A 13826-nucleotide genomic window follows, 5' to 3' on the forward strand; every position below is an offset into this window, starting at 1 on the left:
ACACAGATCCCGCAGCCGTGACCACGCCCTGCCCGCCTCTGCCATGAATGCGGATCTGGAACGCACTTCCACCGCAGTCCGCCCCGATCCCGATACGCGACGTGGCGCTGCGAACAGTCGGTGACGCAATAGGCTTCCACCATGGAGGGTCTTCCGTCAGGTGTGCGCAAAGTCCAGGCGACACTGCAGGATCTCGGCCTCACCGAACGAGTGCGTGAGCTTCCAGAATCGGCGGCCACCGCCGCATCCGCGGCGCAGGCACTCGGTGTTGACAAGGCCGCGATCGGCAACTCGCTGATCTTCGAAGCGGATGGCGGACCGTTGCTCGTCGTCATCTCCGGGGCGCATCGCGTGGACCTGCTGAAACTCGCCGCACTCACCGACAGCCGGCGTGTGCACCGTGCCGACCCCTCCTTCGTACGCCTGCACACCGGCCAGCCGATCGGCGGCGTGTCACCGGTCGGGCACCCCCGGCCGATCGAAACCCTCGTGGACGTCACCCTCTCCCGGCAGCGCCAGGTGTGGGTGAGCGCAGGGCACCCCCAATTCGTCTTCCGCACCAGATACGACGAGTTGCTGCGTATCACCGCCGGCAATGCCGGCGAGGTCGGCGAGGCCCCCGCGGAATGACCGTCGTCCTGGACATCTGGCGGGTACCGCGCACCGCAGTGCCCGTGGCCTTGTGGCGCATGGCGCGCGACCCCTTCGCCCTGTCAGGGCTGCCCGGGCTGCTCTTCCACAAATCACTGGGCACCGGGGCCGGCAAGCGTTTCACCGCCTCCGACGCCGACCTGCGGCAGTGGGCACTGCTCACGTGCTGGTCAGGCCCCGACCACTCCGCGGAGAGTGTCCGCCGGCGCTGGAACGCACGGGCTGAACAGCACACGCGCTTGGTCCTGGGGACAATCGCCAGCCACGGCAGCTGGTCGGGCCGGGAACCCTTCACCGTCGACCCCGCGCTGGTCGCGCACCCCGGTCCCCTCGCCGCAATCACCCGGGCCCGGGTCCGGACACGGCAGTGGCGGGCGTTCCAGCGCGCCGTTCCGCCGGTGGCCGCGCTCCTGCCCGACCAGGAGGGGCTGCTCTACCGCATCGGCATCGGGGAAGCACCGGTCGGGCTGCAGGGGACGTTCAGTGTGTGGCGCGACGCGGTCACTCTGCGTGACTTCGCCTATCGTCAACCCGAGCACCGCGACGTCATCGCACAGACCCGGGAGACGGGTTGGTACGCAGAGGAGTTGTTCGCCCGGTTCGCCGTGCTGGACGTCAGCGGGGATCCGCTGTGGTGACCCGGGCCGTGGCCGGGCAGCGGTTCCTGACCGTACCTGTGGCCCTGACGGCCGCGGCGATCCTCGCGCAGATCTCCTGGATCCTGGTACCCGCCGGCAACCGGCAGGCCACCACCACCGCAGTCGTGGTGCTGTTCACCGCAGCCAGCCTCACCCACGCCATGCAGCAGAACGGCTGGAGTTGGACCTGGCGGTTCGCGACGATCTCCGGCGCATTCGGCCTGGGCATCGAACTCCTCGGGCACACCACCGACGTACCGTTCGGCCCCTACTACTACTCCCCCGATCTGCAGCCGCAGATCCTCGGCGTGCCACTCATCGTCCCCTTGGCCTGGATCATGATGGCCTACCCGTGCCTGGTCCTCGCCCGGTCGGTGAGCCGGCGCTGGACAGTCCCCTGGCCGCCGCCGGCCTGACTGCGTGGGACCTGTTCCTCGACCCGCAGATGGTCGGCGAGGGTTACTGGGTGTGGGAGTCGGCAGACCCCGCATTACCTGGCATCCCCGGGATCCCGGCGCAGAACTATGCCGGCTGGCTGCTCAGCACGCTGGTGCTGATGACCATGCTGAACCGTCTGCCGCGGACGCAAGTTGACCTGGTGGTACCGCGCGTGCTGTACGGATGGATGTGGATCGGCGGCATCATCGCCAACGCGTTCTTCCTGGACCGTCCCGCGGTGGCGCTCGTCGGGGGCATCGGCATGGCCGTGCTGGGCATTCCGGCACTGTGGGCCCGGCGAACGCCATGAAGGTGCTGCGGAGCGCGGTCGCGATGGCTGCCGCGGGTGCCGCTGCGGCCACGGCCCTGAGTCTGGTCAACCTGCGCCACTTGCGACGACCGGGGCAGGCGCCCTTGCCGGGCCGGATCAGTGTCCTGGTCCCGGCGCGCGACGAGGCCGGGCGCATCGGACCCACGTTGCGTAGCCTGCAGGCCCTCGAGGGGGTCCACGAGATCCTCGTCCTCGATGACGACTCCAGCGACGCCACCGCGGACGTGGTGGCGGCCGCCGGGCTGGATGTCATCCACGGCGACGGCGGACCACCACGGGGCTGGCTGGGCAAACCGTGGGCCTGTCAACGACTCGCGCAAGCATCCCACGGCGACATCCTGGTCTTCCTCGACGCCGACGTGCAGTTGCGTCCCGATGCGGCGAGGGCTGCGGCGGGACTGTTGGCCGACGTGGATCTGGTGTGCCCCTACCCCCATCAGCAGGTGAACAGCCCATTGCAGGTCCTGGTGCAGCCGCTGCTGCAATGGTCATGGCTGAGCTTCCTGCCACTGCGCCTGGCCGAGCGCTCCTCCCATCCCCTGCTGTCCGCGGGCAACGGACAGTTCCTCGTGGTGCGCCGCGATGCCTACTTCGCCGCCGGTGGGCACGCGGCGGTCCGCGACCAGGTATTGGAGGATCTTGCGCTTGTGCGCCGGTTCAAGGCGACCGGGCACACGGTGGCGATGGCCGACGGCACCGACCTGGCCGACTGCCGGATGTATGCCGACGACCGGGAACTCATCGAGGGCTACACCAAATCCCTGCACGACGCGTTCGGCCCGGCCACGGTGGTTCTGCTCGCCGCTCTTTACGTGGCGCCACCGGTGGTCGCCCTGCTGACCCGCGACCGCTTGACGCGGTGGCTGGGCCTGGCCGGCTACGGGGCGGCGGTGATGGGCCGGGTGGCCGTGGCGCGCCGCATGCGACAGCCCGTGTGGGCCTGTGTGTTGCACCCGCTGTCGATCCTTGCCCTGATCGGCATCCGGGAGCGGTCCGTGCAGGCCCATCGTCGCGGGACGATCACGTGGCGGGGACGCTCCATCAGCGCTGGGTGAGCCTGCGCCACCACCAGCCGCATCCGGGAGCGGCGCGACCGGAGCCCGCAGCGAGCCACCCACCGGGACTCCAGCCACACCCGGGAGCCGCGGCGGCTGGAGCCCGCAGCGAGCCACCCACCGGGACTCCAGCCACACCCGGGAGCGAAACGGACAGGCGGGAGCGAAAAACACCGGTTGCATCGCTCCCGGACGTACCGATCTCTCCCGCCTTGAGTGGCCGGCGGCGGGCGGGGGGCGCGGCCCGGGCTCCAGCACCCGGGAGCGGCGGCGGTTGGAGCCCGCAGCGAGCCACCCACCGGGACTCCAGCCAGGGGCCGGGGCCGGGCCGCGGGCCGGGGCCCGCACCCGGGAGCGAAACGGACAGGCGGGAGCGAAAAACACCGGTTGCATCGCTCCCGGACGTACCGATCTCTCCCGCCTTCAGCTGCCGCGGCCAGTGCGGCGGGCAGGGCGGGCCACAGTCAGCGCCCCCGCGGCCGGGCGTGCCCGAACCGCACGGGTGTACCGACCACAGCGGCCCAATAGCGGGTCCCGTACTCCCAGTGCCACCACTCCTGCGGGTGGGCAACGAACCCGGCCCCGGACATGGCGGCCCCCAACAACCTCCGCAGGTCGCGAGCCAGCCGCGGGCCGTCTGGCTCCAATGCGGCGGACGCTGCCTCTGGGACGAAGGCGTCGAAGCCTGTGCCCAGCGCCAGCGGGTGGCCCGACCAGGTGAGTGTCAGGTCGACCGTGCCTCCCGAGGCATGGGGTGGACACCGGCGCGGATCGGGATCCGGTGACGCCACGAAGCCCGGCGGCAGATCGCCATCGCGGTACACCCGCTCATGCAAGACCGCCTGCAGACGGGGGTCGCGCCACGCGTCCCACACCGCCAGCCCGAAGGGATCGGGCAACGATTCCGCCGCCAGCACGAGGCGCTCGAAGGCCTCCGGGCGCAGGTATGCACCGGCGATCGCGAAGGGCCAGCGCTCGTGGAAATACGCACCGAGCACCCGGATCCGCGGGTCCTCCACAGGTACCAGGTCGGTGCTCGCCGAGGTCGGTCCATCCGGCAACTCGGTGAGTTCGGGCGTTCGCACCAGCGCAGCCAGGCCCACTGCCCAGCCATCGTCCTGGACGCCGACCAACCGCGGGTCGAGCCCGGCCCACGCGTAATCAGGCAACTTCTCGGGGACTGCATGCACCCGACCATCCAAGCGCGCCGGTAGCCTGCTTGGCGTGGCGAGGGTGGCAGTGGTGGGCGCGGGCATGGCGGGGATGGCCGTCGCCGCACGGCTGGCCGCGAAGGGTCACGCGGTACAGGTCTGGGAGCAGTGGCACAGCCCCGGCGGCAAGAATGCGGGCTTCGAGCACGACGGGTTCCGCTTCGACCTCGGCCCCAGCACGCTCACCCTCCCGGCGGTCTACCGGGACCTCTTCCTGAAGACCGGCCGCAGCCTTGAGGACTCCGTGGACCTGCAGGAGGTCGATCCGGCGTTCGGCTACCACTTCGCCGACGGCGTGAGCGTGACCCTCCCAGGCGCCGGAGTTGGCGCTTGCGCAGCGGCACTGCAGGAGGCCTTCGGCGGGAACACCGGCCACGAGTGGCGCGAACTGCTGCGACGGGCCGGCGACATCTGGGCGTTGACCCGCCGAGACGTGCTCGGCCGCTCACTGGAGGGCTACCGCGATCTGCTGCCGCTGGCGTCGTCCCGGAGGAGCCTGCTCACGGTCGCCCCCTGGCAGACACTGCGCGGGCTGGGGCGGCGCACTCTGCAGGACCCCGCGCCCGGTTGATCCTCGACCGCTACGCCACATACACCGGTTCCGACCCACGGCGGTGTCCCGCGGCCTGGCCACGATCCCGTTCGTCGAGCAGACCTTCGGCGTGTGGCACATCGGTGGCGGGCTGCATGCCCTGGCCGCGGCTCTGTACCAGCGCTGCCTCGACCTCGGCGTGGTCTTCCACTTCGGCGTGCGCGTCGACCGGATCCTCACCGACGAGCGCGGCGTCACGGGGATCGAGGCGGCGCAGGCGAGGATTGCGGCCGATGTGGTGGTCACCGATGCTGACACCCGCACGGTGTACAACGAACTTGTCGAGGACCGTCGCACCCGGACGGCCCGCCAGCGCCTGAACCGCCTGCAGCCGTCGTTCTCCGGGTTCGTGCTCATGCTGGCGCTGTCTGGCACCACCCCGGGGATCCGCCACCACAACGTCTGGTTCCGCAGGACTACGACGCGGAGTTCGACGCGCTCTTCGCCAAGAACCCGGCGCCCGTGACCGACCCGGCGATCTACGCCTGCGTGCCCGACGAACCGGCCATGCGGCCCGATGGCAGCGAGGCCTGGTTCATCCTGCTGAACGCACCGCTGCACGCCCCGCCCGCGGTGGACTGGGACACTCTCGGCCCCGCGTACGCCGAGCACATCCTCGACGTACTCGCCCGCCGCGGAGTCGATTTGCGCGAGCGTCTGCAGTGGTCGCAGATCCGCACGCCCGCGGACCTGGAACGCACGACCGCCTCCCCTGGCGGCAGCATCTACGGCGTGTCCAGCAATGGCCGGCTGTCCACCGTGCTGCGCCCGTCGAACCGCAGCGCGGTGCCGGGCCTGTACCTGGTGGGCGGGTCCGCGCACCCTGGCGGCGGACTCCCGCTGGTGGGGATGGGGGCCGAGATCGTGGCCGAGGAGATCGGCAGGGCCTGATCAGCGGGTGTCCAGCCGGGTGCGCACCGCCCACAGGACCTGGCCGAAGCCGAGCATGCCCACCAGCAACGCCGCCCATCCGCCCACCTGCGCCCACACGGGGCCGGCCACAGCAGTCGCGATGAGGAACATCCCGCTGATCAGCACCCGGGTGGGCCGCTCCGAGAGGCTGATCACACCGATCTCCGTGAAGCCCACCCCGGCGGCCCGGGCCCGGGTGTACTCCTGCATGAAGGCCAGGAACGCCGCACCGACCGCGGGCCACGGGTTGGCCGCGGCCAGCGCCAGGCCCACGAGCAGGGCGACGTCGCCGAACCTGTCGGCAACGCTGTCCAGGACGTAACCGAAGTCAGAGCTGCGCCCGGTCATGATCGCCACCGCGCCGTCGAGGTTGTCGATGATCCCGGCCACCAGCGCCACGACCCCGCCGATCAGATACAGCTCGCGGACCACCAAGTACGGCACAGTAAGCGCGACCAGCATCCCCAGGATCGTCACCGCGTTCGGCGACATCCGCATCGCCGCAAGCGGCCGGGCGAGTGCGTACGTGACGGTCAGCCAGGCCTGCACCGGAATCGACGTGCGGGGGTCCAGCCCACCGTGCAGGACCGCCCAGCGCTCGAAGTACTCGCTGCGCGTCACACCGTCAACCCTAGGTCGCGGTAGACCCGCAACGTGGCTGTCGAACGGTTCAGCGTGTAGAAATGCAGACCCGGGGCACCGCCGGCCAGGAGTTGGGAACACAGGTGCGAGGCGTGCTCGACACCGAGGTCCACCACAGCCTGCGGGTCATCGGCGACGCGCTCGAACTGCTCGATCATGGGCGCCGGCAGTGGGGTGCCGGACAACTGCGCGAACCGCTGCAGTTGCCGGACATTGGTCACGGGCATGATGCCCGGGATGATCGGCATGGTCACGCCCGTGGCTTGGGCCGCGTCCACCAGCCGGAAGTAGGAGTCCGGGTCGAAGAAGAACTGGGTCATCGCAAAATCCGCGCCGCGATCCTGCTTGGACTTCAGAACCGTGACATCGGCCGCCAGCGACGGTGAGGACGGGTGCACGTCCGGGAACGCCGCCACCCCGATGCTGAAGTCGCCGAGCCGGGAGATCAGCCCGACGAGTTCGTCGGCGTGTTCCAGCCCGCCCGGAGTGGACACCCAGTGCGCCTCGGGGCCCCCCGGGGGATCCCCGCGCAGGGCCAGCACGTGATGGACCCCCGCGGCCGCGTAGGAAGCGATGACCGCCCGCAGTTCGGCCACCGTCGACCCCACGCACGTCAGGTGACCCATCGGGGTCAGCGTGGTCTCGTGGGCTATTTGCTGGGTGATCGCCACGGTGCGGTCCCGCGTCGAACCGCCGGCGCCGTACGTCACGGACACCAGATCCGGGTGCAGCGGTTCCAGCCGACGGATGGCGTCCCACAGCAGCGCGGTGCCGGCCTCGGTCTTCGGCGGGAAGAACTCGAACGAGAAGGACGTGCCGCCGGCGTCGATGCGCTCGCGCACGGACGAACGGATGGCGGGCATGATTCACCGATTCTAGGTCGGCCCTGACCTGGCTGCGCAGCCGCATGCCTGCCCATGCGCGGATGTGCACTTGGCTGCCAGCGCGTAGATTTGGGACATGCCGGAAACCGTCGCCGATATCGACGTCCTCCTCGCCGATCTGCGCGCGCATTTCGGCGACACGGTCGACCAGTTCGTGCGCGACCAAGTCGGGGTGCTGACTGCGATCAGTACTGATCTGCTCCCCCTGCTGGACACACTCAAGGACCTCCTCGACGGCGGCAAGCGTCTGCGGCCGACGTTCGCGTACTGGGGATGGCGCAGCGCCGGCGGCCGCCCGGACGGACCCATCCTGACCGCAGCGGCAGCGCTGGAGTTCCTGCAGGCCTGTGCACTGATCCACGACGATGTCATGGACGGATCCGACACCCGCCGCGGCAAGCCTGCCGCCCACCGACGGCTGGCGTCGATGCACCGGTCCCACGGTTACTTGGGCTCACCGGAGGATTTCGGCGTCGGCTCGGCGATCCTGCTCGGCGACCTCTGCCTGAGCTGGTCCGACGAGTTGCTGATGGCCAGCGGCCTGGACACCCCGGCCCTGGCCGCAGCCAAGCCCATCTTCGACGAGATGCGCACCGAGCTCATGGCTGGGCAGTATCTCGACCTCCTCGAGCAGGTACGCGGAGAGTACGACCTCGACAACGCCCTGGTGGTCGCCCGCTACAAGTCGGCCAAATACACCGTGGAACGCCCCCTGCACATCGGTGCGGCAGCGGCGGGCGCGGACGCCGCCCACCTGCAGGCCCTCACGGACTTCGGGATCCCGGTCGGCGAGGCGTTCCAGCTGCGTGACGACCTGCTCGGGGTCTTCGGCGACCCGCAGGAGACCGGCAAACCCGCCGGTGACGACCTGCGCGAGGGCAAGCGCACGGCACTGATCGCGCTGACCTGGAGCCGGGCCGACGCCATGCAGCGCGACCTGCTGCGCCGGCATCTCGGTGACCCGGCCATCACCGGCGCCATGGTCGACCAGTTGCGCGATGTGATCACCGACACCGGTGCCCGGGCCGCGGTGGAAACCATGATCGACCAGCGGGCCGAGGCGGCTGCCACAGTGGTCGCGGCCATGGACCTTGACGACACCACGCGGACCGCCTTCGACCGGCTGCTGGTCATGGCCACCCGCCGGAGCACGTGATGTTCACCGTGCAGGGGGCGACCCAGCGAGTCGTCGTGGTCGGGGCGGGGCTGGCCGGGCTGTCAGCGGCACTGCGCCTGGCCGGGGCGGGCCGCGAGGTGGTCGTGCTCGAGCGGGAGCAGCGACCCGGCGGCCGCGCGGGCCGGCTGGAGATCGGCGGCTACTCCTTCGACACCGGACCCACGGTGCTGACCATGCCCGACCTCATCGAGGACGCCTTCGCGGCAGTGGGCGAGGACTACCGCGATTGGCTGGATCTGATCCCCCTCGACCCTGCGTATCGCGCCTTCTACCCCGACGGTTCCACCATGGACGTGTTCGCGGATCCCGAGCGGATGGCGGCGGAGATCGAGGCCCGGATCGGCCCCGGCGAGGCGGCCGGCTACCGCCGGTTCGTGGACTACGTGGCGCAGATGTACCGGCTGGAGATCCGCGACTTCATCGACCGCAACATCGACAGCCCGCTGGACCTGATCACCCCGAATCTCGCCCGACTCGTGGCGCTCGGCGGTTTCGGTCGCCTGCAGCGCCGCGTGGATTCCTTCTTGTCCGACCCGCGCACCCGGCGCCTGTTCTCGTTCCAGGCGATGTACGCCGGGCTGTCCCCCTACCGGGCGCTGGCGCTGTACTCGGTCATCTCCTACATGGATTCCGTGGCGGGGGTATTCCTCCCCCGCGGTGGCATGCACGCCCTGCCGGTGGCCATGGCCGACGCCGCGGTGAAGCACGGTGTCACGATCCACTACGGAGTCACGGTGGAGTCCGTGGAGACGGTCGGCGACCGGGCAACCGCCGTGATCACCACGGATGGTGACCGGTTCCCCGCCGACGCCGTCGTGCTCAACCCGGACCTGCCAGTCGCATACCGCGATCTGCTCGGCCTCGACGCCCGGCGGCTGGAGCGCCTCGACTACTCGCCGAGTTGTTGGCTCCTGCTCGCCGGGTCCTCTGCGCACTACTCGAAGATCGCGCACCACAACATCCACTTCGGCCGCGCGTGGCGGCAGTCGTTCGACGAGGTGCTCAGCGGCAACCTCATGAGCGACCCGAGCTTCCTGGTGACCAACCCCACCCATACCGACCCCACCCTGGCGCCACCCGGCAAGCAGAGTTACTACGTCCTGTTCATCACGCCGAACACCCGGGGCTCGGTGGCCTGGCCCAACCCGCGGTTCCAGGACGAGGCACTGCGGGTCATGGAAGAGCGCGGCTACACCGGCTTCAGCGACGCGATCGAGGTGTCGGACATCACGGACCCGGCGGGGTGGCAGGCCCGCGGCATGGAGGCCGGCGCACCGTTCAGCGCCGCTCACTCACTGTTCCAGACCGGGCCGTTCCGTTCCGCCAACCACTGGGGAGCAAACGTGGTCTTCACCGGGTCAGGGACCCAGCCCGGCGTCGGGGTGCCAATGGTCCTTGTCAGTGGCCGGCTGGCTGCCGAACGGATCGTGGGGCCGGACCCCGCATACCGCTCGGCCGCTTGGCGCTGACGCACGCGGCCGACGGGCTTGCGGCGCCCGGGCTTCAGTCCCGTCGCGCCCCGAGAATCACCATCTGCCGGAACCGGGCTTGTGCGGGTTGATCGTCGGGCACCAGCCCCGGATCGTCTCCGTCGCCGAGCAACAGCACCCGCTCCCGTGGCGAAGCCCACACGATCAAGGCCAGCAGTCCGGCCACGAGCAGCAGGCCGAGGCCGTCACCGAACTCGAACAGCGCGTCACTGGTGGCACTGGTCCCGGCGACACCATGCAGAGTCAGCACGGCCGTCAACAGCAGCGTTGCGTGCAGATACCTGGCGGCCATGCCAGTAGCAACCAGCAACGGCAGAGCCCACAGCAGGTACCAGGGCTGAACCACGGGACCCAGCAGGACCACGGTGAGCAGCGCCAGGCCAGCGCCGCGCACCCCGGATCTGCCCTCCGGCTTCAGGACCAGCCAGGCCAGCAGCCCCACCGCCACCAGACCCGCCAGACCCCGGGTCACCACCACGGTGAGGTCCACGTGGTCGCCGAGTCCGACGGCGCGCACAGCACCCCGACCACCATGCCGACCGCCGTCGGCGGTGACAGCCACGTCCTGATCGCACCCGGTGTCGACAACGCCGCGATCCACCCCAGCCCGGTCCCGGAAACCAACCCGAGCCCGACGACCACGACACCCGCTACCGCCCCGGACGCCAGCCAGCACCGGATCCGGTCCCACCATCCGGCGTGCACCCCGGCCCATATCAACCCGATGAAAGGCAAGGCCACCAGGGCGATGGGTTTGATCGCCACACCGACGGCCAGCGCCAGGGTGCCCGCGATCGGGTGGTAGTCCACGGCCCACAACAGCCCCACCACCACCGCCGCCGCCATCAGTGCGTCGTTGTGTGCACCGGCCACGAAGTGCATGATCACCAGGGGGTTGAGCACCGCCAGCCACAGCGCCTTCGGCGCACTGATGCCGTGCCGCTGCGCCAGTGCCGGCACCGCCACCGCCAGGATCGCCACCGCCAGGACCGCCCACAAGCGGAAGGCGATCGCGGCCCACACCGGGTGCGGGCCCACGAACTGCGCCACGCCGCGCTCGATGAGCAGGAACAACGGGCCGTAGGGCGTGGGCGACTCGGCCCACAGGGGATCGGCTCCGTCGTTGAACCACCCGGACTCGGCGGCCACACCCACGTCATAGGGATTGAGCCCCTCGATCAGCAACTTGCCCTGCGTGAAGTACGCATAGACGTCCCTGCTGAACAGCGGTGGCGTGAGCAGGAGCGGCGCACACCAGGCGACCAGGGTCCACCACAGAGGTGTCAGCTTCTCGATCCTGCCTCGCAGGACGTCGTAACCGAGCACCAACCAGGCCTGCAGCACCAGCGCCATGCCGACGATCACGCAGAATCTCGCAAGCGCCACACCCACTCCGGGCGACCGCAGCGCCTCGACGACGGGGTTGCCGTACAACGCGGTGTTGACCGGCAGCCACCCCACCCCCAGCGACCCGATGGCCACGATGATGGATCCGACCAGACCGACCACGACGTAGTGGACGAAGAACGAGTGCCGTCGGGGCGCGTCGGTCACATCCACGACGCCCTCCAGCCCCGAGCCCGCAAGTCCATGCCCGCCTCCGGGCTCAATCCTGACATGCCCCGCCGCATCGGTGCGCCCAGCGCCCATCACCCCATGTGGCACCGACCGGTGCTCACGAGACAATGATTGCGTGTCGAACAGGGAGTTGCTGGCAGCGGGGATCACCGACCCGGTGCTGCAGGCCTCATACCGTCGCTGCCGGCGCCTCAACGCCGAGCACGGAAAGACGTACTTCCTGGCCACACGTCTGCTCCCGCCGGCCAAACGACCGTTCGTCCATGCCCTCTACGGTCTGGCCCGCTACGCCGACGAGATCGTCGACGCGATCGACCCGGCGTTCACCGCCCAGCAACGCTCCGAGGCCCTGGGCCACTGGTCCGAGCGCTTCCTGACCGACCTGGCGCGTGGGCACAGCGAGGACCCGGTGGCAGCGGCCGCGGTGGACACCGCTGTTCGCTGGACCATTCCTGCCGAGCACTTCGAGGCGTTCTTCCACTCGATGCGCATGGATCTGACCGTGGAGTCCTACGCGACCTTCGAGGAGCTCACCGAGTACTTTTACGGGTCGGCGGCCGTGATCGGTGTGCAGATGGTCCCGATCCTCGAGCCCCGCAGCGACCGGGCGTACGAGCATGCCCGTGATCTGGGAATCGCCTTCCAGTTGGCGAACTTCATCCGCGATGTGGGCGAGGACCTGCAGCGTGGCCGCATCTACCTGCCGCTGGCCGAGCTCGCCGCCCATGGGGTGACCCCGGCCGACGTGCGGGCCCGCCGCGTCGACGACAACTGGCGGGAGGCACTTGCCGAACAGATCGGCCGGGTCCGTCAGTTACAGGCCCGCGCGAATCCCGGTATCGGCATGCTGGCTGCGGACTCCCAGCCGTGCATTGCCGCGGCAAGCGAGTTGTACTGCGGGATCGTCGACGAGGTCGAGGCCAACGACTACGACGTGTTCACCAGGCGCGCCAGGGTGCCGTGGTCTCGGCGACTCGCAGTGGCTGGCCCCGCAGCCGCCAGAGCCTTACGGGCCCGTTGAGCGGGGACGTTCCCAGACAGGTGGGCCTGACACCGGTTCCCGCTGCACGCCCCGACGGCCCCAGTAGATCCACAGCACCTGCGACCACAGGACCATGGCGAAGCCGAACAGCAGATCCTCAGCCGGCGCGAAGGCGATCCTGCCGTCGCCGAGGAACGGCGGCAGGCCGTCCTCCGGACTCGAGGAGCCCACGATGACGGCACCGTCGTAGTGCACGGTGCCGCTGGCGGTGAGCACGCCGTTGGACAGCAACTGGAAGAACAGGATGATCGCGTAGGAGACCCAGAAGACCCGCCGGCCGACAAGCCGGGTGCGCAACCCGAGATCGAGGAGAACCGCCGCAGCGACCGCGCACATGGCGATCTGCGTGTAGGTCATGGCTGCTCGTCCCCCGCCGGCCACCGGCGCACGGCCCGCACTGCCTCCAGGCTCAGGATCCCGGCGATCGGCACCACGATGAAGAACAGGAGTTCCTCCACGGGCAGGATCCCCAGGTTCAGCCCGGTCATGCGATGGAAGTGCCAGTGCCCCCGGGCGATCGCGTACCAGTCCCAGACCACGAGCGGCACCAGGGTGAAGGCCAGTGTCAGCAGCAGCCGCCGCCAGCGCCGGAACACCCGGGTGCGCACGACGATCTCCAACCAGGTGCTGGCCAGGAGGATCCCAGCCAGCACCGCCAGGTAGATCACTGCTGAGCCAGTTTCCGGTGGTCCCAGGAGACCACCTGCGCCAGCGGCAGACTCATGGCGACCTGCTTGGGGGCCTTTTCGCGGTAGGCGGCCTCGAGCGCCGGGAGGTGCGCGGAGTCGACACCTTCGTACTTGACCATGAGCCTTGCTGCGACCCAGCAGATCCGGTCGACGTCCTCGGAGATCCCGAGGTCGCCGGTGATCTGCACCCCCTGCAGTTCGAGGTAGCGCGCGCCGGTCTCCAGCAGCGCGCAGCACCGCGGGTCCCGCCGGGCGTTGTGGACCTTCTGGCTCTTGGCGTACGTGCGCATCCAGATCCGGTCGCCATCCACCACGTACCACATGGGCGTGATGTCGGGGTATCCATCCGGGCCGTTGAGGGCGATCTGGATGTTCCCGCCATCGTCCAGGAAGGACCGGATCTCCTGCTCGGTCATGGCAATCTCGCTGCGCTTGTTGGACATGTGCCCATCATGTCCGGCCATCGCGACGGGCGACACTGCAGGCGAAAGTACAC

16 protein-coding genes and 1 pseudogene are annotated in these 13826 nt (G+C 69.7%); 9 read left to right on the top strand and 8 right to left on the bottom strand.

Annotated elements, in window-relative coordinates; translation table 11 throughout:
- Nucleotides 1-141: 141 nt before the first annotated feature.
- The 5 genes from IPG68_10445 to IPG68_10465 are packed head-to-tail and all read left to right on the top strand — an operon-like array spanning nucleotide 142 to nucleotide 3113.
- Entirely contained in the window at nucleotides 142-630 is a 489-nt protein-coding gene (locus IPG68_10445; protein MBK6763649.1) for a YbaK/EbsC family protein, read from the top strand.
- Nucleotides 627-1289, top strand: coding sequence for a hypothetical protein (locus tag IPG68_10450; protein MBK6763650.1), 663 nt, complete (start codon nucleotides 627-629; stop codon nucleotides 1287-1289). Before IPG68_10445 ends, IPG68_10450 begins: the two co-directional genes overlap by 4 nt.
- Nucleotides 1283-1705 carry a carotenoid biosynthesis protein gene (locus IPG68_10455; protein ID MBK6763651.1) on the top strand — a complete coding sequence of 141 codons (423 nt, stop codon included), beginning with the start codon at nucleotides 1283-1285 and terminating at the stop codon, nucleotides 1703-1705. The genes IPG68_10450 and IPG68_10455 overlap by 7 nt, the downstream gene beginning before the upstream one ends.
- The gene (locus tag IPG68_10460) at nucleotides 1642-2037 is read left to right on the top strand and encodes a carotenoid biosynthesis protein (protein ID MBK6763652.1); all 396 of its coding nucleotides are present in this window, start codon (nucleotides 1642-1644) and stop codon (nucleotides 2035-2037) included. The genes IPG68_10455 and IPG68_10460 overlap by 64 nt, the downstream gene beginning before the upstream one ends.
- Nucleotides 2034-3113: a glycosyltransferase gene (locus tag IPG68_10465; protein MBK6763653.1), complete on the top strand. Its 1080-nt coding sequence runs from the start codon at nucleotides 2034-2036 to the stop codon at nucleotides 3111-3113. Before IPG68_10460 ends, IPG68_10465 begins: the two co-directional genes overlap by 4 nt.
- A 464-nt stretch (nucleotides 3114-3577) precedes the next feature.
- Here the strand turns inward: IPG68_10465 and IPG68_10470 are convergent, their stop codons facing one another.
- Nucleotides 3578-4303, bottom strand: a complete 726-nt coding sequence (locus IPG68_10470; protein MBK6763654.1) for a hypothetical protein — start codon at nucleotides 4301-4303, stop codon at nucleotides 3578-3580.
- 34 nt (nucleotides 4304-4337) lie between these two features.
- On the opposite strand from IPG68_10470, the pseudogene crtI (IPG68_10475) reads away from it, so the two are divergent.
- A pseudogene (gene crtI, locus IPG68_10475) lies at nucleotides 4338-5807 on the top strand (phytoene desaturase).
- On the opposite strand, the gene IPG68_10480 reads toward crtI (IPG68_10475), so the two are convergent.
- Both IPG68_10480 and metF read right to left on the bottom strand, forming a co-directional pair.
- Nucleotides 5808-6449, bottom strand: coding sequence for a CDP-alcohol phosphatidyltransferase family protein (locus tag IPG68_10480; GenBank protein ID MBK6763655.1), 642 nt, complete (start codon nucleotides 6447-6449; stop codon nucleotides 5808-5810).
- Complete coding sequence (metF, locus tag IPG68_10485) at nucleotides 6446-7333, bottom strand: methylenetetrahydrofolate reductase [NAD(P)H] (protein MBK6763656.1); 888 nt, start codon at nucleotides 7331-7333, stop codon at nucleotides 6446-6448. The genes IPG68_10480 and metF overlap by 4 nt, the downstream gene beginning before the upstream one ends.
- Before the next feature lie 97 nt (nucleotides 7334-7430).
- Here metF and IPG68_10490 point away from each other — a divergent pair, with 97 nt between their 5' ends.
- Together IPG68_10490 and crtI (IPG68_10495) are read left to right on the top strand one after the other, a co-directional pair.
- Nucleotides 7431-8510, top strand: coding sequence for a polyprenyl synthetase family protein (locus IPG68_10490; protein ID MBK6763657.1), 1080 nt, complete (start codon nucleotides 7431-7433; stop codon nucleotides 8508-8510).
- Nucleotides 8510-10000 (top strand): phytoene desaturase, encoded by a 1491-nt coding sequence (gene crtI / locus IPG68_10495; GenBank protein ID MBK6763658.1) that lies wholly within the window; start codon nucleotides 8510-8512, stop codon nucleotides 9998-10000. Before IPG68_10490 ends, crtI (IPG68_10495) begins: the two co-directional genes overlap by 1 nt.
- Nucleotides 10001-10034: 34 nt before the next feature.
- Here crtI (IPG68_10495) and IPG68_10500 read toward each other — a convergent pair whose 3' ends face one another.
- Both IPG68_10500 and mptB read right to left on the bottom strand, forming a co-directional pair.
- Nucleotides 10035-10538 carry a hypothetical protein gene (locus IPG68_10500; GenBank protein MBK6763659.1) on the bottom strand — a complete coding sequence of 168 codons (504 nt, stop codon included), beginning with the start codon at nucleotides 10536-10538 and terminating at the stop codon, nucleotides 10035-10037.
- Nucleotides 10490-11581, bottom strand: coding sequence for a polyprenol phosphomannose-dependent alpha 1,6 mannosyltransferase MptB (gene mptB, locus IPG68_10505; GenBank protein MBK6763660.1), 1092 nt, complete (start codon nucleotides 11579-11581; stop codon nucleotides 10490-10492). Before mptB ends, IPG68_10500 begins: the two co-directional genes overlap by 49 nt.
- A 133-nt stretch (nucleotides 11582-11714) precedes the next feature.
- Here mptB and IPG68_10510 point away from each other — a divergent pair, with 133 nt between their 5' ends.
- Entirely contained in the window at nucleotides 11715-12620 is a 906-nt protein-coding gene (locus IPG68_10510) for a phytoene/squalene synthase family protein (protein MBK6763661.1), read from the top strand.
- Here IPG68_10510 and IPG68_10515 read toward each other — a convergent pair.
- Genes IPG68_10515 through IPG68_10525 form a run of 3 tightly spaced genes read right to left on the bottom strand, consistent with a single transcriptional unit; the run spans nucleotide 12606 to nucleotide 13773 of the window.
- The gene (locus IPG68_10515; GenBank protein ID MBK6763662.1) at nucleotides 12606-12998 is read right to left on the bottom strand and encodes a lycopene cyclase domain-containing protein; all 393 of its coding nucleotides are present in this window, start codon (nucleotides 12996-12998) and stop codon (nucleotides 12606-12608) included. The two genes, IPG68_10510 and IPG68_10515, sit on opposite strands and share 15 nt — an antisense overlap.
- Entirely contained in the window at nucleotides 12995-13309 is a 315-nt protein-coding gene (locus tag IPG68_10520) for a lycopene cyclase domain-containing protein (protein MBK6763663.1), read from the bottom strand. The genes IPG68_10515 and IPG68_10520 overlap by 4 nt, the downstream gene beginning before the upstream one ends.
- A complete protein-coding gene (locus IPG68_10525) occupies nucleotides 13306-13773 on the bottom strand; it encodes a pyridoxamine 5'-phosphate oxidase family protein (GenBank protein MBK6763664.1) in 468 nt (155 codons plus the stop codon). The genes IPG68_10520 and IPG68_10525 overlap by 4 nt, the downstream gene beginning before the upstream one ends.
- Nucleotides 13774-13826: the final 53 nt, after the last annotated feature.

The sequence above is a fragment of the Micrococcales bacterium genome, from assembly GCA_016703125.1.
GTDB lineage: Bacteria > Actinomycetota > Actinomycetes > S36-B12 > UBA10799 > JADKAV01.

Excerpts from the sequence above, each read along its gene's own strand:
- IPG68_10445 (MBK6763649.1), top strand. The coding sequence starts at position 142 with ATGGAGGGTCTTCCGTCAGGTGTGCGCAAAGTCCAGGCGACACTGCAG.
- IPG68_10450 (MBK6763650.1), top strand. The coding sequence starts at position 627 with ATGACCGTCGTCCTGGACATCTGGCGGGTACCGCGCACCGCAGTGCCC.
- IPG68_10465 (MBK6763653.1), top strand. The coding sequence starts at position 2,034 with ATGAAGGTGCTGCGGAGCGCGGTCGCGATGGCTGCCGCGGGTGCCGCT.
- metF (MBK6763656.1), bottom strand. The coding sequence starts at position 7,333 with ATGCCCGCCATCCGTTCGTCCGTGCGCGAGCGCATCGACGCCGGCGGC.
- IPG68_10490 (MBK6763657.1), top strand. The coding sequence starts at position 7,431 with ATGCCGGAAACCGTCGCCGATATCGACGTCCTCCTCGCCGATCTGCGC.
- crtI (MBK6763658.1), top strand. The coding sequence starts at position 8,510 with ATGTTCACCGTGCAGGGGGCGACCCAGCGAGTCGTCGTGGTCGGGGCG.
- IPG68_10515 (MBK6763662.1), bottom strand. The coding sequence starts at position 12,998 with ATGACCTACACGCAGATCGCCATGTGCGCGGTCGCTGCGGCGGTTCTC.
- IPG68_10525 (MBK6763664.1), bottom strand. The coding sequence starts at position 13,773 with ATGTCCAACAAGCGCAGCGAGATTGCCATGACCGAGCAGGAGATCCGG.